The sequence below is a fragment of the uncultured Aquabacterium sp. genome (assembly GCF_947366995.1).
In the GTDB taxonomy this organism is placed as follows: Bacteria; Pseudomonadota; Gammaproteobacteria; order Burkholderiales; family Burkholderiaceae_C; genus Aquabacterium.
The window spans coordinates 109,122-129,444 of the sequence record NZ_CANBCC010000001.1; the positions used below are offsets into that span (position 1 = coordinate 109,122).

The window sequence follows — 20,323 nt, forward strand, 5'->3', positions numbered from 1 at the left end:
GAACGGGATCACCATGAGTGCCTCCGCCTGGTTCGCCGTGCGCGCGCCACTGTCGCCCCGCCGCAAGCTGCTGCTCGGCATCGGCTCGTTCGTGTTGCCCCTGCTGCTGTGGGCCGCCGTGAGCTATGTGCCATGGCTGTGGCATCCGCAGGTGCTGGTGTCGTCGGTGGGCGAGGTGGACTATCTCGAAGTGGGCATGCGCATGGACCGTGCGCAGTTTGCAGAAGAGGTGGCCGCCATGCACGAGGCTGGCAAGACGCCACCGCAGGGCACGCCGGCCAACCCCGTCTACCTGCCGGCCCCGCATGAGGTGGCGCGGGCCTTCTACACGGCCTTCACCACGGCGCCCGAGCAGAAGGACGGGCTGTGGCTGCATGAGAGCCTGTGGCAGAGCATGCAGGTGATCTTCTGGGGCTTTCTGATCTCGTCGGTGATCGGCGTGCCGCTGGGCATTCTGTGCGGCGTCTACAGCCCCATTGCCCGGCTCAATGAGCCTTTCATCGAGTTCTTTCGCTATCTGCCCGCGCCGGCCTTCGGTGCGCTGGCCGTGGCCATCCTGGGTATTCACGATGGCCCCAAGATCGCCATCATCGTGATCGGCACGTTCTTCCAGCAGGTGCTGGTGATCGCCAACACGACGCGCAAGCTGGAGTTCGGCTTGCTGGAGGCCGCGCTCACCCTGGGCACGAAGCGCTGGCGTCTGCTGAGCCGCGTGGTGCTGCCCGGCATCCTGCCGGACCTGTACCGCGACCAGCGCGTGCTGCTGGGCTGGGCCTGGACCTACCTGATCGTGGCCGAGCTGATCGGCACCAGTTCTGGCATCACCTTCTTCATCACGCAGCAGGCGCGCTACCAGCACTTCGAGAACGTCTATGCGGCCATCGCCATGATCGGTGTGATCGGGTTGGGCATCGACCTGATGCTGGCGTGGCTGGGGCGGCGGCTGTTCCCGTGGGACCGCAGCCAGGGCAAGTCGTGAGCACACCGCGAGGAACACCCCATGAATGACAACGCCATGCCTGCCGTGAGCTACCTCGACCAGTCGGAGGTGGTGAAGGCCCGCTTCGATCGGCTCAAGGCTCGCGAAGTGATCCTGGAGGTCAAGGGCCTGGGCAAGGTCTATGACTCGCACCAGGGGCCCGTCACGGCCTTGAAGGGCATCGATTTCAAGACGCACCGCCGCGAGTTCGTGTGCGTGCTGGGCCCCTCGGGCTGCGGCAAGTCGACGCTGATCCGCATCCTGGCCGGGCTGGAGTCGCACACCAGCGGCGAGGTGCTGCTGGATGGCAAGCCGGTGAACGGGCCGGGCAAGGACCGCGGCATGGTCTTCCAGGGCTACACGCTGTTCCCCTGGCTGACGGTGAAGAAGAACGTGATGTTCGGGCTGGAGGTCAATGGCGCCGGCCGCAACGAGGCCGAGGCGCAGGCACGCCAGTGGCTCGAGTTGGTTGGGCTGACGAAATTTGCCGACGCCTACCCGCACCAGTTGTCGGGCGGCATGAAGCAGCGCGTGGCGATTGCACGTGCGCTGGCCAACCAGCCGCGCATCCTGCTGATGGACGAGCCCTTCGGTGCACTCGATGCACAGACGCGCGCAAAGATGCAAGCGCATCTGCTGGAGATCTGGCGCAACATCGACATCACGATCCTGTTCATCACGCACGATCTGGACGAGGCCATTTACCTGGCCGATCGCATCCTCGTGCTCAAGGCCCATCCGGGCGAGGTGCAGGAGCTGATCGAGGTGCCTGTGCCGCGACCTCGCAGCCCGGCTCAGTTCCGGTCGCCCGAATTCCTGGCGACCAAGGCGCGTGTCGAGGCGCTGATCCATCCGCCTGCCGCACACACCGACGAGGGCGACCCCGAGCCCGATGTGGTGCCGCAGGTCATCCGGCTGACGAACGTCGGCGACGACGTGGAATGAGGAGCACGAGATGTTCTGGTCTCACCTGACCTGGGCCGAGCTGCCCGAGGCCCTGCAGGCGGCATCGCAAGCGGCCATCCTGCCTGTGGGCGCCACCGAGCAGCACGGGCCGCACATGGGTTGCGGCATGGACACCGAGATCGCCGACAAGCTGTGCCGCGCGGTGTCGAAGGAAACGGGTGTGCCCATGCTGCCGCCGCTGCCGTACGGCTGCTCGCTGGGCCACAGCCGGCGCTGGCCGGGCACGATCCCGGTTCAGCCCATCACGCTGATCGAGCTGATCAAGCAGATTGGCGATGGCGCGTACCACAGCGGGGTGCGGCGCCTCTTCATCGTCAACACGCACGTGACGAACGCGGCGCCGCTGCGCTGTGCGCTGGAGATGCTGCGTTCCGAGCACGATGACCTGATGGTGGCCGTCATCAACTCCCCCGACATCAGCGAGCGCGTGCGGGCCTTCCACTTTGCCGATGCGGTGGACTGGCATGCGAACGATGCCGAGACCTCGCTGATGCTGGCGGTGTCGCCCGAGATGGTGCGGCCCGAGCGGCTGGCCGAGGGCGATGACCCGGACCGCACGGGCGGGCAGGTGTTTGCGCATCCGGTGAACCGCACCAGTGCCAACGGCGTGACGGGTTTTCCGAGCCGTGCGACGGCCGAGAAGGGCCATGAGGCCTTTGCGTGGATGGTGGAAGACCTGTCGGCCCTGATCCGCCGCGGCCTGACTCAGACGCCGCCGCTGCCGCACTCGTACTTCACGTCGTGCACGACCGCGCCTGCGCCACCCGCGCCGCCGCGCTGAACGACCGCGCGTTCGGTTTCCTGATCCTGTTCATCGATCCGTCCTGGGGCCGCCTGGCCCGCAGGCTGGCCCTGTTCGTCCTCACTCCTGGAGTCCCTCATGTCTTCTCCTGCCGCTTCCTCGTCCCACTCCCCGGAACAGATCGCCGCCATCCAGCAGTCGCTGAAGGCCAAGGGCGTGAAGTACTGCATCGGCGCCTATGTCGACATCCACGGCGTGCAGAAAGCCAAGGTGGTCCCCATTGACCACCTGCCGCAGATGGCGGCCGGCTCGGAGCGCTACACCGGCTACGCGCTGGACGGACTGGGCCAGGCGCCCAACGACGACGAGCTGACCTCGGTGCCCGACCTGAACCACATTGTGCAGTTGCCGTGGGAGCCCAAGGTGGCCTGGATGCCGGCCGACAACCACTTCCAGGGCAAGCCGTACCCGCTGAGCACCCGTGTCGCCTTGAAGAACGTGCTGGCGCAGGCGGCCGAGATGGGATTCGGCATGAACCTGGGCATCGAGTGCGAGATTTACCTGCTGAAGAAGGAAGCCGATGGCTCGCTGAGCGTGCCGCGCCCCAACGACAAGCTCGTCAAGCCTTGCTACGACGTGCAGGGCTTTCTCGACAACTTCACGTGGCTCGACAAGGTGGGCAGCTGCATCAACGACCTGGGCTGGGACCTTTACTCCTTCGACCACGAGGACGCCAACGGCCAGTTCGAGTTCGACTTCAACTACAGCGATGCCCTGACGTCGTGCGACCGGCTGACCTTCTTCCGCATGATGGCCAAGCACTATGCCGAAGAGGAGGGCCTGATCGCCACGATGATGCCCAAACCCTTTGCGAACAAGACGGGCACGGGCGCGCACTTCAACATGTCGCTGTACGACCTGAAGACGGGCAAGAACCTGTTCGCGTGCGACCCCAAGGAGGATCCGCGTGGCATCGGCCTGACCCCGCTGGGCTATCAGTTCGTGGCGGGCATCCTCAAGCACGGGCGGGCGTTGTGCGCGGCCTTCGCGCCGACCGTCAACAGCTACAAGCGCCTGGTGCGCCGTGGGGGCATGAGCTACTTCTCGTGGGCGCCTGTGTTCAACTCGTATGGCTCCAACAACCGGACGAACTCGGTGCGCATCCCGGCCGGTGGCGGTCGTTGCGAATCACGCAATGCCGACGGTGCGGTGAATCCCTACCTGGCCGCCGCGCTGGCGCTGGCGGCCGGCCTCGAGGGCATCCGTGAGGGGCTGGATCCGGGTGCGCCCAACGAGGACAACCTGTACGAGCTGAGCGACGCACAGCGCCGCGAGCGGGGCATCGCGTTTCTGCCCCAGACGTTGCAGGAAGCGGTGCAGGCTTTTGCCGCCGATCCGTTGGTGGAGAAGACGCTGGGCAAGGAACTGCGCGACGAGTTCATCACCTACAAGACCAACGAGTGGGAGGCTTACCACCTGTCGGTCAGCGAGTGGGAAGTCGAGCGCTACAGCCACATGTTCTGAACCTGATTCCGGAAAGTGACCACCATGCCGAACAGCCCGATCTCCGCCGCCGCCGAGCCGCGCAACAGCCCGGTGGCGCGCATCAGTGTCTCGATGCCGGAAGACCTGCTGGCCGAGCTGGACAGCATGGTGGCCGCGCGCGGCTTCGAGAGCCGCTCGCAGGCCATCTCGGAGATGATCAACCTGCAGTTGCTCGAGCACAAGCGCAAGCTGGGCGACGAGGTGATGGTGGGCACCATCACCTTGCTGTACGACCGCTCGGTGCGGGGGCTGCAGAAGGAGCTGGCCGACCTGCAGTGCGATCACATCGACGAGGTCATCAGCTCGCTGCACGTGCACCTGATGGGGCAGCAGATGATGGAAGTGATTCTCGTGCAGGGGCCCGCCGCCAAGCTGCAGGGCATTGCCGACCGCATGACAACCTTGCGCGGCGTGGTCACGGGGCGTCTGCAGTTGATGGCGGCCACCATGCCGCCGCTGCATCCGCTGTCGCCTTCGAAGGGCTGAAACGCGGGGCCGGCGGCCCCGCATCCCATCAAGCGGTCTGGCTCGCCAGGTAAGCCCGCCAGCCGCCAAAGGCGGTGATGTCCGTGGCGCCCTGGGTGCCGATGCCTTCACAGATGAAACCCGACACCGTGCGGCCGTCGGCCAGCTCGACCTTGCCGATGCCCAGCGGTGCCGGGATGCCGGCGACAAAGCTGCCGAAGTGTTCTGCTGGCATCTCCCACACCTCCATGGCAATGGCCTGACCGCCCTCGGCCACGCGCACCATGCCGGGCCGGGCCACGGGGCCGCCCGGCAGGGCGTAGAGGCGGTAGTAAGGTGCCGAGTCAATGGCGCACACGCGCTTCGCACCGCGCGAGGTGAGTTGCGGGTTGAGTGGCAGGCCGCTGAGGTGGGCCCCGCACACGGCCACCAGGATGGTGCCGCTGCGCGCAGTGTCAGGCGTGTGCAGGGCGGAAGATGTGGTCTGCGCGTCCACCTGCGCGAAGTCCGTCGGGGTGGCGCCCAGGGTGTAGCCCGGGCTGTGTGCTGCGAGTGATCGGTGAAACCGGTCGGCCAGGCGCAGCAGCGGCAGGTCTTTGTGGGCCGGTGCCACCCAGGTCACGCCCCAGGGCAGCCCGGCTGCATCGCCCTCGGCCAGGAAGCCGGCCGGCACAGCCACTGCGGCGTAATCCAGCAGGTTCACGAAGTTGGTGTAATGCCCCAGGTGGCTGTTGAGCCGGATCGGGTCGGCCTGCATGTCGGCGATGCGGTAGAGGGTTCCGGCCGTGGGGGTGAGCAGGCAATCGACGTCGTTCCATACGGCATTGCACGTGCGCTGGAGTGCCTTGAGGCGGTACTGCGCGGCGAAGAGATCGGCCGCCGACTTGGACTTGCCCGCTTCGATGATGGTCCGCACGGGCGGGAACACGGCCTCGGGTTGCGCGTTGATGAAACCGCGGATGGCCTGGTAGCGCTCGGCCACCCAGGGGCCCTCGTACAGCAGGCGGGCGGTTTCAAGAAAGGGGGCGAAGTCGATTTCGACCGGGGTGCCGCCCAGGGCGATGGCGCGGGACACGGCGGCCTCGAACAGGGCCTGCGCCGCGGCGTTGCCGAAGAAGGCCTGGTGCTCGGCGCGGGGCACGCCGAAGCGGAAGGGGCCTTGTGAGAAATCGACCCCACTGGGCGCCACCGGTCGGCTGAACGGGTCGGCGGCGTCAAAGACGGCAGCGGCCTGCAGCACATCGTGCGCGTCACCTGCATGCAGCGCAAACACGTTCACCGTGTCGAGCGAGCGGCATGCCGGCACCACGCCGGTGGTCGACAGCAGTCCGCATGTGGGCTTGAGGCCGACCAGGTTGTTGAAGGATGCAGGCACCCGGCCCGAACCCGCCGTGTCGGTGCCCAGCGAGAAGCTTGCCCAGCCCATGGCCACCGCGACGGCCGAGCCCGAGCTGGAGCCGCCGCTGATGAAAGCGGGGTTGAATGCGTTCGCGCAGGCGCCGTGGGGCGACCGCGTGCCGTTCAGGCCGGTGGCGAACTGATCAAGGTTGGTCTTGGCCATCGGGATGGCGCCGGCATCCAGCAGGCGTTGCACCACAAAGGCGCCGTCCTTGGGGGTGTAGGCGTACTGAGGGCAGCCGGCCGTGGTGGGCACACCGGCCAGGTCGATGTTGTCCTTGATCACGAAGGGCACGCCATAGAGCGGCAGGCTCTGTGGGTCGATGCCCGCAAGGCGGTCGACGTAGGGCGCCAGTTCGGCGGGGCTCAGTCGATGGATGAAGGCGTGATGGTGGTCGAGCGCGCAGCGGCGGGCGGCTTCGGCCGCCACGGCCCGCACGCTGACGCCCGCGCGGTAGGCGGCGCGCAGGCTGGCCAGGTCGAAGCTCAGCTGGCTCAGGTCTTGATCCGGTGCAGTCGGTTTGGAAAAGCTCATGGGGTGATCTCCTTGTGGCAGCGGGGCCGCGGTGTTCAGTCTTCGATCAGGATCAGCACGTCCTGACCCGCATCCACGGGTGCACCTTCGCGGCACATCACGCGGTGCACCTGGCCGTTGCAGGGGGCAGTGATGGCGAATTCCATCTTCATGGACTCGACGACGACGAGCACCTCGCCGGCCTTGACCCGCTGTCCGTCCTTCACGGCAACCTGCCAGACATTGCCGGGCACGCTGGTGGCCACGAACTGGCCGCCTTCGGGCAGGTCGAGCTCCGAATCCGTTCCGGCGGCATTGACCTCGGCTTCGCCCACGTATTCGGCCTGGCCGGTGGCCGCCCATCGCTCGCGCTCGGCCTCGAAAGCGGCCTGCTGCCGGGCCTTGAACGCGGCGATGTCATCGGCCTGTTCGGCCAGGAAGCGGCGGTAGCTGCGCAGGTTGAAGCTGGACTCTTCGATGCGCAGCGCGTAGCCGCCGTGCGGGAAGGTGGCCCGGATGCGCAGCAACTCGGCTTCGCTGACGGGATGAAAGCGGATCTCGTCGAAGAAGCGCAGCAGCCAGGGTTGCGCAAAGGCCGGGTGGCCGCTGCCCTCGCCATGCCGCCAGCGGTTCCACATCTGCAACGTGCGGCCGACGAACTGGTAGCCGCCGGGGCCTTCCATGCCGTAGACGCACATGTAGGCGCCACCGATGCCGACGGCGTTCTCGGGTGTCCAGGTGCGGGCGGGGTTGTACTTGGTGGTGACCAGCCGGTGGCGCGGATCGACCGGCGTGGCCACCGGCGCACCCAGGTACACGTCGCCCAGCCCCAGCACCAGGTAGCTGGCATCGAACACGACCTTGAAGACGTCGTCGATATGGTCGAGGCCGTTGATGCGGCGGATGAACTCGATGTTGCTCGGGCACCAGGGCGCATCCGGCCGCACCGACTGCATGTACTTCTCAATGGCCAGGCGCGTCTGCGCGTCGTCCCATGACAGCGGCAGGTGCACGACGCGGTTGGGAATCGTGATGTCGTCCAGCGGCGGCAGGTGGTCTTCGACCTCGAGCAGCACGCGCAGCAGTTCGTCGCGCGGCAGCATGGCCGGGTCGAAGTGCACCTGCAGCGAGCGGATGCCCGGCGTCATGTCGATGACCCCAGTCAGACCTTGTCCGCCGTTGAGCTTCTTCAGCTCGGCCATCAGCGCGTGTACCCGGAAGCGCAGCTCGAGGTCGAGCACCAGCGGGCCGAACTCCATGAGGACGTAGCGGTCGCCGGCCTGGCGCACCACCACGTGGGGCTTTTCGCCGTCCGCCGCCACATCGGCGAGGATGGGGCTGAGGCAGGCGCCGGCGTCATCGCGCGGTGAGGCGGGCAGGGGGGCGGTCAGCGTGTGGATGCAGGCTTCGAGCGCGGCTTCGCGTTCGGCAGCCTGCGTGGCGGAAATGCGGTGGAAACGCACCGTGTCGCCCGGTCGCAGTTGCCCCAGTTTCCACAACTCTGCGTTGACCACCACGGCCGGGCAGACGAACCCGCCGAGGCTGGGGCCATCAGGCCCCAGGATCACGGGCATGTCGCCGGTGAAGTCGATGGCGCCGATCGCGTAGGCGTTGTCGTGGATGTTGGAGGGGTGCAGGCCGGCCTCACCGCCATCGGCACGCGCCCACTTGGGGCGGGGCCCGATGAGGCGCACGCCGGTGCGGCTGGAGTTGTGGTGCACCTTCCAGTCAGTGGCGAAGAAGGTGGTGATGTCGTCGTTCTGGAAGAAATCCGGTGCGCCATGTGGCCCGTAGAGCACGCCGATGTCCCAGTGCTGCGCGTAGCCTGGCGTGGCGGGCGGTGAGGCCGCGTTGCCGGCCCGGCCACTGCCCGGACTGGCCAGGTGCAGCACATCGCCCACGCGCAGGTTGCGCCCGCCATGTCCGCCGAACTGCCCCAGGGTGAAGGTGGCGCGGCTGCCCAGATAGGTGGGCACATCGAGCCCGCCACCCATGGCCAGGTAGATGCGGCAGCCGCGCTCGGCACGGCCGATGGCCAGGGTGCCGCCCGCCGGAATGCGATGGCTCTGCCACATCGGCAGCGGGGTGCCGTCCAGCGCCACCGTGACCGGGGCGCCGGTCACGGCCACGACGGCGTCGGTGTGGAACTTCAGGGTCGGGCCGGCCAGCGTGCATTCCAGCGTGGCCGCGTCCGGCGCATTGCCCACGAGCTGGTTGGCCATGCGGTGGGCCAGGGCGTCCATCGGGCCGGAAGGCGGCACGCCCACATCCCACAGCCCCTGTCGGCCCGGCCAGTCCTGCACGGCGGTCTGCACGCCGGCGGCCAGCACTTCGACGGTGTCGGGCCGGAAGGCAAACGTGCCCAGAAAGCGTGTGACCTGACGGCCTTCCCGGAACACCGGGTGCTTCACCACCTGCCGCAGGTAGGGGAGGTTGGTCTCGATGCCGGCCAGGCGTGTGTCGGCGAGGGCCTGGTCGAGTTGCTGCAGCGCCGCCTCCCGCGTCTCGGCCGTCACGATGAGCTTGGCCAGCATGGGGTCGTACCAGGCGGGCACCTCGGTGCCGCGCTCGACCCAGCCGTCCACGCGGGCCTGTCGAGGGAAAACGACCTCGGTCAACAAGCCGGCGCTGGGCTGGAAGTTGCGTGCAGGGTCTTCCGCGTACAGCCGGACCTGGATGGACGCGCCTTGTGCACGGGGCTGCAGCGAAGCGAGGTCAGGCAGCTCCCCTGCGGCCAGTTGCACCATCCACGCGACCAGATCGACGCCGCAGACCTGTTCGGTGACGCCGTGCTCGACCTGCAGCCGGGTGTTGACCTCCAGGAAGCAGAACTGCGCTGTGTCGGCGTCGTACACGTACTCCACGGTCCCGGCCGATCGGTAGCTCACCGCCAGAGCCAGGCGGATGGCCGTGTCGTGCAGCGCCTGGCGCTGCGCCTCCGTGAGGCCAGGGGCGGGCGTTTCCTCGATGACCTTCTGGTTGCGGCGCTGCACGGAACAATCGCGCTCGCCCAGCGCAATCACCTGGCCCTGCCCATCCCCGAAGACCTGCACCTCGATGTGACGGGCGTTCTCGACGAATTTCTCCAGGTAGAGGCCGGCGTCCTTGAAGTTGGCCGAGGCCAGGCGTTGCACCGACGTGAAGGCGTCGGCCAGCTCGGCGTCGGAGCGCACCAGCCGCATGCCGATGCCGCCGCCGCCGGCAGTGCTCTTGAGCATCACCGGATAGCCGATGCGCACAGCTTCGCGCTGGGCATGGTCGACATCGTTCAGCAGGCCCGATCCGGGCAGCAGCGGCACTTGGCTGCGTTGCGCCAGCTCGCGGGCCGTGTGCTTGAGGCCGAACGCGCGCATCTGGTCGGCGGTGGGGCCGATGAAGGCGATGCCGGCCGCTTCGCACGCCTCGGCAAAGGCGGGGTTTTCGGAAAGGAAGCCGTAGCCGGGGTGGATGGCCTGGGCGCCACATGCCTGCGCAATGCGCAGGATCTCGTCGGCGCGCAGGTAGCTTTCTGCAGCCGGGGCCGGTCCCACGCAGAAGGCCTCATCGGCCTCGCGGACGTGGCGGGCCGAGGCGTCGGCCTCGGAGTAGATGGCCACGCTGCGCACGCCCAGCGCCTTCAGCGTGCGGATGATGCGGCAGGCGATGGCGCCCCGGTTGGCGATCAGAACCTTCTCGAACATGGGCTCATTCCGGCGGGCCGTCCCGCGAACGTGTGTCGCACAGCGGGCCGTCCCGCTGGCCGTGTTCAGAAAGGTCAGGCGGCTTCGCGGACGGGATCCCACACCAGCAACTGGATCGGCGTGGGGTTGTAGGCGTTGCAGGGGTTGTTGAGCTGCGGGCAGTTCGAGATCAGCACCCACACGTCCATCTCGGCGCGCAGTTCAACGTACTTGCCTGGCCCGGACACGCCGTCTGCAAAGGTCAGTTGCCCGTCGGCCGTCACGGGCACGTTCATGAAGAAGTTGATGTTGGGCACCAGATCGGCCTTGCCCAGACCGACGTCGGCGTGCTGGATGGCGAGCAGGTAGTTGTCCCGGCAGCTGTGCATAAACTTCTTCTGCAGCGCGTAGCGCACGGTGTTGCTTTCGGCCGCGCAGGCGCCGCCCAGCGTGTCGTGTCGCCCGCAGGTGTCGGCCACGATGGTCAGCATCGGTTGGCCTTCGTTGCTGTACAGCACGGAGCCGGTGGTGAGGTAGATGCCCCCCTGGCGCAGCAGGGTGTCGGTGGCGCTGTAGTGCTCGGCCACGTCGTTGGCGTTGTAGAAGAGAACGTCGGCGGCCTGGTTGCCTTCGAGGTCGACAATGCGCAGGGTCTGCCCGCGCGTGACCTTGAAGAGAATGGGTTCCCCCGCGGGGTGGCGCAGGTTGGTGACCGCATTGGCCTCTTGCAAGGCGCTGTGCTGGATGCGGAAGGCGGTGGCGTGAGGGGCGGTGTGCGTCATGACGTGCCTCCGGATCACAGCGCGAAGACGTCGCTGTTGTGGTGCGCGCGGGCGTTCTCGCCGCGGAAGGTGCGGCAGAAGTCATCCGACGCGGCCGGCCCGCTGTGCCATGCCACCACACCGACTTGCGGCGGGGCATAGTCGGGATTCGGGTTCAGCGGATGCGGGGCCGTGGAGATCGCGATCACCACGTCCATGTCCAGACGAAGTTCGACGTGGTCACCCGCCTGGCTGTGGCTGCGGGCGAAATGGAAGCGCCCCTCTTCATCGACCGACACCTTGCTGAACAGGTTGACCGGCGCGATGAGGTCCCGGCGTCCCAGGCCGTGCTTGCCGATCTCGATCAGCAGGCCGTCCTTGCCCGAGCGGTGCATGGCGTTGCGGTGGGCCTCGAACCGCCGTTCGCCAAAGCGCTGCTGCATGGTGGGCGTGTCGAGCAGGGCGCCGAGCGGGTCGTGCCAGCCCAGGCTGTCCGCCGTGATGCTGGCCATGGCGCGCCCCATGTCGCTCATCAGCACATGGCCGCGGCCGTAGTGGGCCGTGTGCTGTGCCTTGAGCGAATCCGGCATGTTGTAGCGCTCGAGCGTGTTGTGGGCGGCATAGAGCACCACGCTCACGTTCGCATCTGCGCCCAGGGCCACGAAGCGCAGCGCGGTCCCGCGCCTCAGTCGCCACGACCAATGGCCGCCACCGGGCACACGTTCAGACCACAGGATCCGGTCGGTGGGCACGCCAGCGAGGGCATCGCTGGGCAGTCGCTGCCAGTGCGCCACGGCATCGACCGGCGCGGTGGCGGGCGGGTTGTCGAGGGTGTGTTCGGGATGATGGGCAGACATCGCGGGCTCCAGCAGGTCAGGACACAGGCGCGAGAGACACCGACATCGGCGTGACCGCCTCTGTCAGGACCTCCCGGGCTTTTGTCCCTCCGTGGAACCGCGTTGCCGCAGCCGAGTGCTCTCGGACCAGCCAGCCGGCAAGCATGCCGACCCGGAACCCTAGCGCTCACTCAGCCCGGCGGCGTGGTGCGCCGACCGGACTGCTCTCACTGGTCTTCATGCAAGGGTGATGCCAGCTTGCCATGCAGTGCCGCGCACCATGGCGGTGCGAGGCAGTGCCGCTGGTGCACAGGATCAGGCTGCGAGCCTGAAGGTGTTGACGGCCTTCACCAGTTCGGCCGCCTGGCTGTGCAGGCTTTCGGCCGCCGCCGCGCTTTGCTCCACCAGCGCGGCGTTCTGCTGCGTGGAGGCATCCATCTGATGCACGGCCAGACCCACTTGCGAGACGCCGGCCCGTTGCTCTTCGCTGGCTGAGCGGATCTCCGACATGATGTGCGCCACGCGTTCGACGGCGCCCACGATGGTCTTCATCGCTTCGCCGGCCTCCTCGGCATGGTCGCGTCCTTCCTGAACGCGCTCCACACTGGCGGCGATCAACTGCTTGATCTCCCTGGCTGCCTCGGCACTGCGCGAAGCCAGCAGACGCACCTCGCTCGCCACGACGGCAAAGCCCCGGCCGTGATCGCCCGCGCGCGCGGCCTCCACAGCCGCATTGAGCGCAAGGATGTTGGTCTGAAAGGCAATGCCGTCGATCACGCCGACGATGTCGGTGACGCGCTGCGAGTGCTCGTCGATGCTGCGCATGCTGGTGACCACACCCTGCACGATCTCGCCCCCGCGCATGGCGGACTCGGTGGCGGCCTGGGTGAGGGCATCGGCCTGGCCGGCGCTGTCGGCGTTCTGCCGCACGGTGGCGCCCAGTTGCTCCATCGACGAGGCAGTCTGAGCAAGCGCGCTGGCTTGCTCTTCCGTGCGCTGTGACAGATCGCTGTTGCCATGGGCAATCTGCTGGCTGGCGCTGGCCACGCAGTCCGCATTGGCGCGCACGGCACCCACGGTGGCCGACAGGCTGTCCGTCATGCGGTCCAGCGCGCGGATCAGGTCGCCCACCTCGTCGCGGTCGGTCGAGGCCACGCGCTGCGTCAGATCGCCGTCGGCAACGGCCTTGGCGAGGTCGACCGCGCGGGAGATCGACCGCACGGTGGAGCGCGTGATCGACAGAACGAGGGCGGCGCCCAGCACGCCGAGCAAGGCCAGGACAGCGAGCACCATCAGGACGCGTTGCTGTGTGCGGGCGGCGTTCTGGTCGAGGTTGGCCTTCAACGCTGCGAAGGCCGCATCCACCAGCTTGAACTGCGTGTCGATGACCTGGGTGGTTTCGGCGAAGTACTGCGCTGGCGGGTGGGTCAGCGATTCAGCGCGGATCAGCGCACGGTCGATCAGCGCGAGCCCACGCTCGCCGGCCTGAACTGCCTCGCCGATCGGGCCATTCAGTGTCCGGCCGAGTTGCGCGTCCTCGGCCACCGCCTGCGCCAGGGCGCGCTTGGCGTGGTCCAGGCTGTCTTTCATCGCACCAGCCAGCGAGGCAATGGCCGCACGTTCATCGGGCGTGCCCTGACCGTTGGTCAGCAGCAGCGTGCCGCGTGCGCGCATCTGTCCCAGGCTTTCTGCCAGGGCAGGCAGATGCTCCAGCACCGCAAGCTGCAGGTAGTAGCCCGCCGGCTGCTGGTGGGTGGCGATGCCCGTGGCCCGGGCGATATCGAGCACCAGGTTGCGCTGGGCCGTCACCAGGGCCGTGTGGCGCGCGAAGCTCTCGGGGCCGGCCACGCCGCGCGCATCCACGGCCGATGCCACGGCGCGCCAGTCACGCGCGATGCCCTGTGCCGCATCCGACAGCGCGTTGCTGTCCAGTGCCTTGACTTCGGCCAGTGCGGTCTCGATGGCCGCATTGATTTCACGTTGCTTGGCCTGCCGCGGCTCCGGGCTCTTCTCCTTGCCACCGAGGTACAGCGCCGAGAGCCCGCGGTGCTGCTGAGTGAGCTGCACCAGCTTGAGCAGCGAACCGGATGGCGCAAGCCCTTGCACTTCTTCCTGTGCCCGGTGGATGGACTGGAGATCGCCCCGCATGAGGAGGGCCGAGGGCACCACCATCATCGCCGCGGCCAGGATGCCAAGGATGAGGAATTTGTGCGCAAACCGCAGGTCGTTGATCGAACGCATGAGTGGGAATGACCGATGCCGATGAATGCCCGCAATGTAGGCAGCGGCGTCGCTTTGCGCTGTCAGGAGATCTCGACAGTTTTTGCCGGCCCGCGCGGAGAGCCGCACGACAACGGCTTGCGCGTGATGCCGTTCACGCCTCAGGGCGTCACGGCATCGCCGTTCAGGCGGAACACGGCCACCGAAGCCGCGACATCGTCGGCCTGTCGGGTGACGTCGACGGCCGCGTGCGCAATGCGTTCAACGAGTGCGGCATTCTGTTGCGTGATGTGATCGAACTCGCTGATCGCCCCGTTGACCTGCTGGATGCCAAGCTTCTGCTGCTGCATGCCATGGGTGATGTCGGCGATGAACGCATGCACGGCGTGAATGGCCTGTTGCACATCGTCCATGCCCTGCTGCACCAGGAGGGTCTGTGCGTCGCCGGCTTCTACCTGCTGCACCGTGTCCTTGATCAGGGTCCGCACCTCCTGCGCCGCCACCGCACTGCGTTGCGCCAGCGTGCGTACCTCGCCGGCCACCACGGCAAAGCCGCGGCCATGCTCGCCTGCCCGGGCCGATTCGACCGCTGCGTTCAGGGCCAGCAGGTTGGTCTGAAAGGCGATCTCGTCCACCACCTGAATGATGTCCATCACGCGGCCGGATGCCGTGTGGATGCGTTGCATGCTGGTTGACATCTGCGCGACCGAAGCGGCACTGGCCTCGGCGGCGCGCTTGGCGGCGTTGGCCATGCTGGTGGCCTCTTCGGCCTTGTGCGCGCTCTGCGACACGCTCGTGGTGATCTGCTCGACCGAGGCCGCCGTCTGCTGCAATTGACCGGCCGACACGATGGTGCGCTGATTCAGGTCGCCATTGCCATGGGCGATGTCCGCGGTGTCGCTGCGCAGGTGAGAGACCCCCCGGCGCGCATCGCGGACGATGGCAGTGAAGTTGGCGTTCACCTGTGTGAGGGCCTCTGACAGTCGGCCGATCTCGTCATGGTGTGCCGAAGCCACCTCGGCGGTCAGGTTGCCGCCCGCCATCTGATGCACAGACCGGGTGAGCGAGGCGATCGGGCGCAGCACCTGGCGTGTCAGATAGAACCCACCGAGCAGCGCGCAGCCTCCAGCGGCCGTCAGACCCAGTGTCAGCATGCCCGCCGACGGGGACGCGGGCCCACCGGCCTGGTACGCGCCCAGGAGAAAACCCAGCAAGCCCAGGCTGCCGGACATCAATGCCATCCTGCCCTTCAACCCCGGCTGCAGACGATCCAGCGCGCGAGCCAGCGGATGGGTGGGCAACAGGTGACCCCGGTCGAGCTTCAGCGGGCCGCTCATGTCGCCACCAGCCTTCATGCGCTGGTACAGCGCTTCGGCCTCTGCCACGGCGGCACGGTCCGGCCGGTTACGCACCGACATGTAGCCGGTGAGCTCGCCGCGTGCGTCCAGCAGCGGGGTCACGTTGGCTTTCACCCAGTAGAAGTCACCGTTCTTGCGCCGGTTCTTCACCATGCCGGACCACGGCAGGCCTTGCGAGATCGTGGCCCACATGTCCCGGAAGGCCTCTTCCGGCATGTCGGGGTGACGGATCACGTTGTGCGGTTGCCCGAGCAACTCGTCCTTGGTGAAGCCGCTGACTTCGATGAAGCTGGGATTGCAGTAGCAGATGCGGCCCTTGAGGTCCGTCGTGGTGACGAGGGAGTCACCCTCGGCAAACAGGACCTCGTTTTGAGTGACGGGGAGATTTGACCGCATTTGTGACGCCGTGTAACAAACAGGCAACTGATTATCTGCACGGACGCAGGGATGTCTAGGGTTTGCCCGAGTGGTGGCTGGTAACGCTCGGTTTCTGTCAGCGCTGCGTCATGCTCGTGCGCAGATCGCGCAGGCGATGGGGGCAGTGGCCCGGTGCGGCGCGTACATAATCGGCGGCTTCAACAAGTCGGGTCTCCAGGCTGTACTTTCATGTGGCGTGTTCGAGCGGTTGTCAGGTGTTTGGGGATGTGCTTTGCCGTGGCCGGTACCGCCGCTGCACGTGCCGATGTGCGCACGCCCTCCGAAGACGACTACTACGCCAACATCCCGGTGGTCTTGACAGCCAGCCGGCTCGAGCAGCCGCTCAATGAAGCGCCGGGTGCGATCACGGTGGTCGATCGCAAGACCATCCGCCAGTCGGGCGCGCGCACGGTGGCCGAGGTGCTGCGACTGGTGCCGGGCTATGTCTCCAGCGGCTGGAACGGTGCCAACCCGCTCGCCGCCTACCATGTGCCGCTGGATGACTTCGGCACGCGCAACCTGGTGCTGATCGATGGCCGCTCGATCTATTCCTCGGCCTATCTGGGTGACACGCACCGCGGCATGATGGGCGTGATGCTCGAGGACATCGAGCGCATCGAGGTGCTGCGCGGGGCCAACTCGGCCGCCTATGGTGCCAACGCCATGTTCGGCGTGATCAACATCATCACGCGGCACAGCGCCGACACGGTGGGTGGCGAATTGGGTGTGACCCTCGGCAACGACGGCATCTTCGACAAGCGGGCGCGTGTGGGCGCCGGCAACGAGGTGGCCAGCTTCCGGTTGTCGGCCGGGGAACAGCGCGACACCGGATACGAGAACGCCTACGACAACAAACGCCTCAGCCAGCTCAATGGCCGGATGGACCTGCGCCCGTCTTCGGTGGATGAAGTGATGCTGGCCAGCGGGGTGTCCTACCTGGCCGCCGGGGAAGGGTACAGCGCCACCGACGACGGCAACCCGTACCACACGATCCACAGCCGCGACATGTATCTGCAGGTGGACTGGCGACGCCAGCTTGCGGACTCCGACGAGCTCAAGGTATCGGCCAGCTTCATGGAGGACCGCAAGAAGGATTACGCGCTGTCGCCCAACCGCAAGCTCACCAGCAGTCCGCCGGTTCCCGGCGCCAGCGTGATCTGGGACTATGGCGCCCTGGGCCGACGGACCAACGTCGAGGCGCAGCGCCGTTTCGGTCTCGGCAACACGGTGCGCGCGCTGGTCGGACTGGGCTTCAAGGACGAGCGCGCCAAGTCGGAAGCCCTGTACAACAACACGGCATGGCAGTCCTTCCAGGAAGCCCGCGCGTTTGGCACGGTCGAGTGGCGTATGACGCCCCAGTGGTTGTTCAACGCGGGCCTGTTCGTGGGCAACCACAGCCTGGCGGGCACGTATGCGACGCCGCGCCTGATGGCGAACTGGTTGCTTGCGCCAGGGCACACGCTGCGTTTTGGCGCGACGGAATCGGTGCGCGCGCCCAACCTGTCCGAGTATGTGGCCGACATCCGGCACTACACGACGGACGGTGCGCTTTACCAGCACGAATACGCAGCGACCGGCAAGGTGCAGCCCGAGAAGCTCAAGAGCATCGAGCTGGGCTATGTGGGCCGTTTGCCGGATTACCGCCTGACGTTCGACGTGCGGCTTTTCAGGGAGCAACTGGATGACTTCATCGTGGCCCGGTTGCCCAGCCAGCGACACCGTGAAACAGGCAAGCGGGCGCGGGACTACCTGAACTACACCGATCTCCTGGTCACCGGCGGGGAGTACCAGATTCGTTGGAAGCCGGCCGGCGACACGGAGCTGTGGCTGAATCAGACGTTCACCGAGACCAAGTGGGACAACGTCAACTATCAGATCAGCGATGAGCGCCGCCCTCCGCGGCACCACACGACGATCGCGTGGTTTCAGCGGCTGACACAGCAACTGGAACTCAGCGTGATTCACGAGCGGCTGGGCGGCATGACATGGCGCTATGACCGCGACTGGATGCCGTTCTCCTACCGCACCGACGTGCGCCTGGCGCGGACTTTCCGCCTGGCCGACAGCAAGGCCGAGGCAGCGCTCACCGTCCAGTCGCTCGAAGGTGATCAGGATGCGTTTCTGGTCAGCCGTGGTTTCGAGTTGTCCCGGCGCGTGTTCGTCACGCTGAAGCTGGAGATCTGATCTGATCAACCGGCGCCAGTCACTGCTGCTTGCCGCGGGCGCCGCGTTGGCCGGAGCGACCCTGCCCCTGCGCGCGGCGGGCGATTCGGTGTGGGTGCTGCCCTCGGACGCAGGTGGGGCGCACGCCGAAGCGCTGTCTGCGTTGCAGGTGGCGTGGCGCCAGTCGGGCCGGCGCGGTGATCTCATCGTTCTGGAATCGGGGCAGCTGCCTGCAGAGGGGCATCCCGGCGCAGTGGTCACCCTGGGCAGCGGCGCGTTGCGGCAGGTGCACAGCCGTGCCGAGCTGCAGGCCGACTGGGCCCGCGTGCCGGTGCTGGCGGCGCTGATCCCGCGCGAGGCCTTCACGGCGATCTGGCGGCGTCCGCCTGCCTGGGTGTCGGCGGTCTACCTCGACCAGCCGCCCGAGCGCTACATGGAACTCATCCGCAGGGTGTTTCCGAAGTCCTCGCGTGTGGGCGTGTTGCTGGGGCCCGACGGCCAGGCCATGCGCCAGGTGCTGGCGGAAGAGGCCAGTGAGCGCGGTTTGCAGCTGACCCCGGTGACCGTCGGCCATCCCGACATGCTGTACGCCGCGCTGCGCACGGCCCTGGCGGACAGCGACGTGCTGCTCGTGCTACCGGACAGCACCGTGGCCGATGCCGGTGCGCTTCAGCGCGTGCTGATCGCGGCGTACCGGCAGCGCGTACCGGTGGTCGCCTATTCACCTGCCCTGGTTCGTTCCGGGGCAGCCCTTGGTCTGTATGCGAGCCCGGCCCAGGTGGGACGGCAGGTGGCATCGATGTTGAAGCACGCTCCACAAGCCCAGAACTGGCCAGCGTCCCGCCTGGCGGATGGTTTCATGATTGCGGCCAACGAACAGGTGTGCCGATCCTTGGGGCTCGACGTGCCTGAGCCCGTTGCACTGGCCGAACTGATTCGGCGACAGGAGGGTGGGCGGTGAGCTTGAGCCTGGGCGGAATGCGCGCGCGCCTGTGGATTGCCACGGCGCTGCCGGCGCTGCTGGTGATCGTGATGCTGGTGATCGGTTTTGCGTACCGGTATGGTGACCGCATGGCCGATGCCCTGACGGACCGGGGCGTGGCCTCGGCGCGCCAGCTCGGCAGTGCCGCGGAGTTCATGGTGTTCGCCGGCGACCGCGAAGGGCTGGGCCGGCTCGCCGAGGCGGCCATTCGCAACGACGCGCAGCTGCACGCGGTGGCCGTGTACGACGCACATGGCCAGCTTCTGGCCTCGGCCGGCAAGCTGGAGGGCCAGCCTTCGCTGGGTGCGGCGCTGGATGTGCAGCTCGGCGATCGCCTGCGCGTGGAGTTGCCGATCTACCCCACCATCGCGCCCACCGATGACCTCTATACCCCCACGCCGTCGGCCGGCATTGCCTATGGGCAGGGCGCCCGGCTGGTGGGCCATGCCGTGCTCGAGGTGTCGCTCGACAGGCTGGCGCAGCAGCAGCGCGAGCTGTTGCTCTGGTCGCTCGTCACCGCGGCAGGCGGGCTGGTGCTGGCCGGCGGGCTGGCGACCTTGCTCGCATCGCGGGTGACGGCACAGATCACCGCCATCAACGACGTGGTGACGCGGGTCGGTCAGGGGGCACTGGACGAGCGGATCGACGGGGTGCGCAGCGGCGTGCTGGCGTCGCTGGCAGAAGGCATCAACGCGATGATCGGGCGCATCGCGGCCACGCAGGAAGAGTTGCAGTTCCGCGTCGAGCAGGCCACCCGGGAGTTGCGACACCAGAAGGAGGCCGCAGAGCAGGCGGCCCGCACGGACACGTTGACAGGCACCGCGACACGGCTGGCCTTTACCGAAGTGGCCGAAGTCGAGATGCAGCGCGCGCTGCGCTACCGCAACGACCTCTCCCTGCTGATGCTCGACCTGGACCACTTCAAGGGCATCAACGACGAGCACGGGCACGTCACCGGTGACGCGGTGCTGGTGCACTTCGCCCAGGTGGTGCAGCAACAGATCCGCAACATGGACCTGCTGGCGCGGTTGGGCGGCGAGGAGTTCGTGGTGCTGCTGCCCAATGTCAATGCCGAGCAGGCCGCCGTGCTGGCCGAGCGCATTCGCGGTGCCGTGAGTGAGAGCCGCCTGATGGCCAATGGCCGACCGCTGCGCTTCAGCGTCAGCATTGGCGTGGCGCAGTTCGACTGGCGTGAACTGAGCCTGACGCGCTGGATGTCGCGCGCCGATGCCGCGCTGTACCGGGCAAAGGAGCAGGGGCGCAATTGCGTGGTGCGGGAGGGCGGCTCACCTGCCTTGGGTGCTCAGTGAAGCGTTTG

General features: G+C 67.3%; 14 protein-coding genes and 1 riboswitch. Of the genes, 8 read left to right on the forward strand and 6 right to left on the reverse strand.

Going from position 1 to position 20,323, the window contains the following annotated elements; genetic code table 11:
- Positions 1–13: 13 nt before the first annotated feature.
- From Q0Z44_RS00530 to nikR, 5 genes are all read left to right on the forward strand, one after another.
- The gene (locus Q0Z44_RS00530; protein ID WP_298008522.1) at positions 14–979 is read left to right on the forward strand and encodes an ABC transporter permease; all 966 of its coding nucleotides are present in this window, start codon (positions 14–16) and stop codon (positions 977–979) included.
- Positions 980–1,000: 21 nt separating this feature from the next.
- On the forward strand, positions 1,001–1,924 hold the full coding sequence (locus Q0Z44_RS00535; RefSeq protein ID WP_298008526.1) for an ABC transporter ATP-binding protein: 924 nt from the start codon (positions 1,001–1,003) through the stop codon (positions 1,922–1,924).
- Positions 1,925–1,934: 10 nt separating this feature from the next.
- On the forward strand, positions 1,935–2,726 hold the full coding sequence (locus Q0Z44_RS00540) for a creatininase family protein (RefSeq protein ID WP_298008529.1): 792 nt from the start codon (positions 1,935–1,937) through the stop codon (positions 2,724–2,726).
- A 99-nt stretch (positions 2,727–2,825) separates the two neighbouring features.
- Positions 2,826–4,211 (forward strand): type III glutamate--ammonia ligase, encoded by a 1,386-nt coding sequence (gene glnT, locus Q0Z44_RS00545; protein ID WP_298008532.1) that lies wholly within the window; start codon positions 2,826–2,828, stop codon positions 4,209–4,211.
- A gap of 24 nt (positions 4,212–4,235) precedes the next feature.
- The gene (gene nikR, locus Q0Z44_RS00550) at positions 4,236–4,718 is read left to right on the forward strand and encodes a nickel-responsive transcriptional regulator NikR (protein WP_298008535.1); all 483 of its coding nucleotides are present in this window, start codon (positions 4,236–4,238) and stop codon (positions 4,716–4,718) included.
- A 28-nt stretch (positions 4,719–4,746) separates the two neighbouring features.
- On the opposite strand, the gene atzF is transcribed toward nikR, so the two are convergent.
- The 6 genes from atzF to Q0Z44_RS00580 all read right to left on the reverse strand — a co-directional run bounded on the left by atzF (position 4,747) and on the right by Q0Z44_RS00580 (position 15,839).
- Complete coding sequence (gene atzF, locus Q0Z44_RS00555; RefSeq protein WP_298008538.1) at positions 4,747–6,630, reverse strand: allophanate hydrolase; 1,884 nt, start codon at positions 6,628–6,630, stop codon at positions 4,747–4,749.
- 35 nt (positions 6,631–6,665) lie between these two features.
- The gene (uca, locus tag Q0Z44_RS00560; protein ID WP_298008541.1) at positions 6,666–10,289 is read right to left on the reverse strand and encodes an urea carboxylase; all 3,624 of its coding nucleotides are present in this window, start codon (positions 10,287–10,289) and stop codon (positions 6,666–6,668) included.
- 74 nt (positions 10,290–10,363) lie between these two features.
- Entirely contained in the window at positions 10,364–11,050 is a 687-nt protein-coding gene (locus Q0Z44_RS00565) for an urea amidolyase associated protein UAAP2 (RefSeq protein WP_298008543.1), read from the reverse strand.
- A gap of 14 nt (positions 11,051–11,064) precedes the next feature.
- Complete coding sequence (locus Q0Z44_RS00570; RefSeq protein ID WP_298008546.1) at positions 11,065–11,886, reverse strand: urea amidolyase associated protein UAAP1; 822 nt, start codon at positions 11,884–11,886, stop codon at positions 11,065–11,067.
- A gap of 68 nt (positions 11,887–11,954) precedes the next feature.
- Positions 11,955–12,060: riboswitch (guanidine-I (ykkC/yxkD leader) on the reverse strand.
- Between the two features lie 120 nt (positions 12,061–12,180).
- Positions 12,181–14,106, reverse strand: a complete 1,926-nt coding sequence (locus tag Q0Z44_RS00575) for a methyl-accepting chemotaxis protein (protein ID WP_298008549.1) — start codon at positions 14,104–14,106, stop codon at positions 12,181–12,183.
- Positions 14,107–14,246: 140 nt separating this feature from the next.
- Positions 14,247–15,839: a PAS domain-containing methyl-accepting chemotaxis protein gene (locus Q0Z44_RS00580; RefSeq protein WP_298008554.1), complete on the reverse strand. Its 1,593-nt coding sequence runs from the start codon at positions 15,837–15,839 to the stop codon at positions 14,247–14,249.
- A 246-nt stretch (positions 15,840–16,085) separates the two neighbouring features.
- Here Q0Z44_RS00580 and Q0Z44_RS00585 point away from each other — a divergent pair, with 246 nt between their 5' ends.
- The 3 genes from Q0Z44_RS00585 to Q0Z44_RS00595 are packed head-to-tail and all read left to right on the forward strand — an operon-like array spanning position 16,086 to position 20,315.
- The gene (locus Q0Z44_RS00585) at positions 16,086–18,044 is read left to right on the forward strand and encodes a TonB-dependent receptor (RefSeq protein WP_298008560.1); all 1,959 of its coding nucleotides are present in this window, start codon (positions 16,086–16,088) and stop codon (positions 18,042–18,044) included.
- Between the two features lie 46 nt (positions 18,045–18,090).
- Positions 18,091–18,984, forward strand: coding sequence for an ABC transporter substrate binding protein (locus tag Q0Z44_RS00590; RefSeq protein WP_298008565.1), 894 nt, complete (start codon positions 18,091–18,093; stop codon positions 18,982–18,984).
- The gene (locus tag Q0Z44_RS00595; RefSeq protein ID WP_298008570.1) at positions 18,981–20,315 is read left to right on the forward strand and encodes a diguanylate cyclase; all 1,335 of its coding nucleotides are present in this window, start codon (positions 18,981–18,983) and stop codon (positions 20,313–20,315) included. Before Q0Z44_RS00590 ends, Q0Z44_RS00595 begins: the two co-directional genes overlap by 4 nt.
- Positions 20,316–20,323 lie beyond the last annotated feature (8 nt).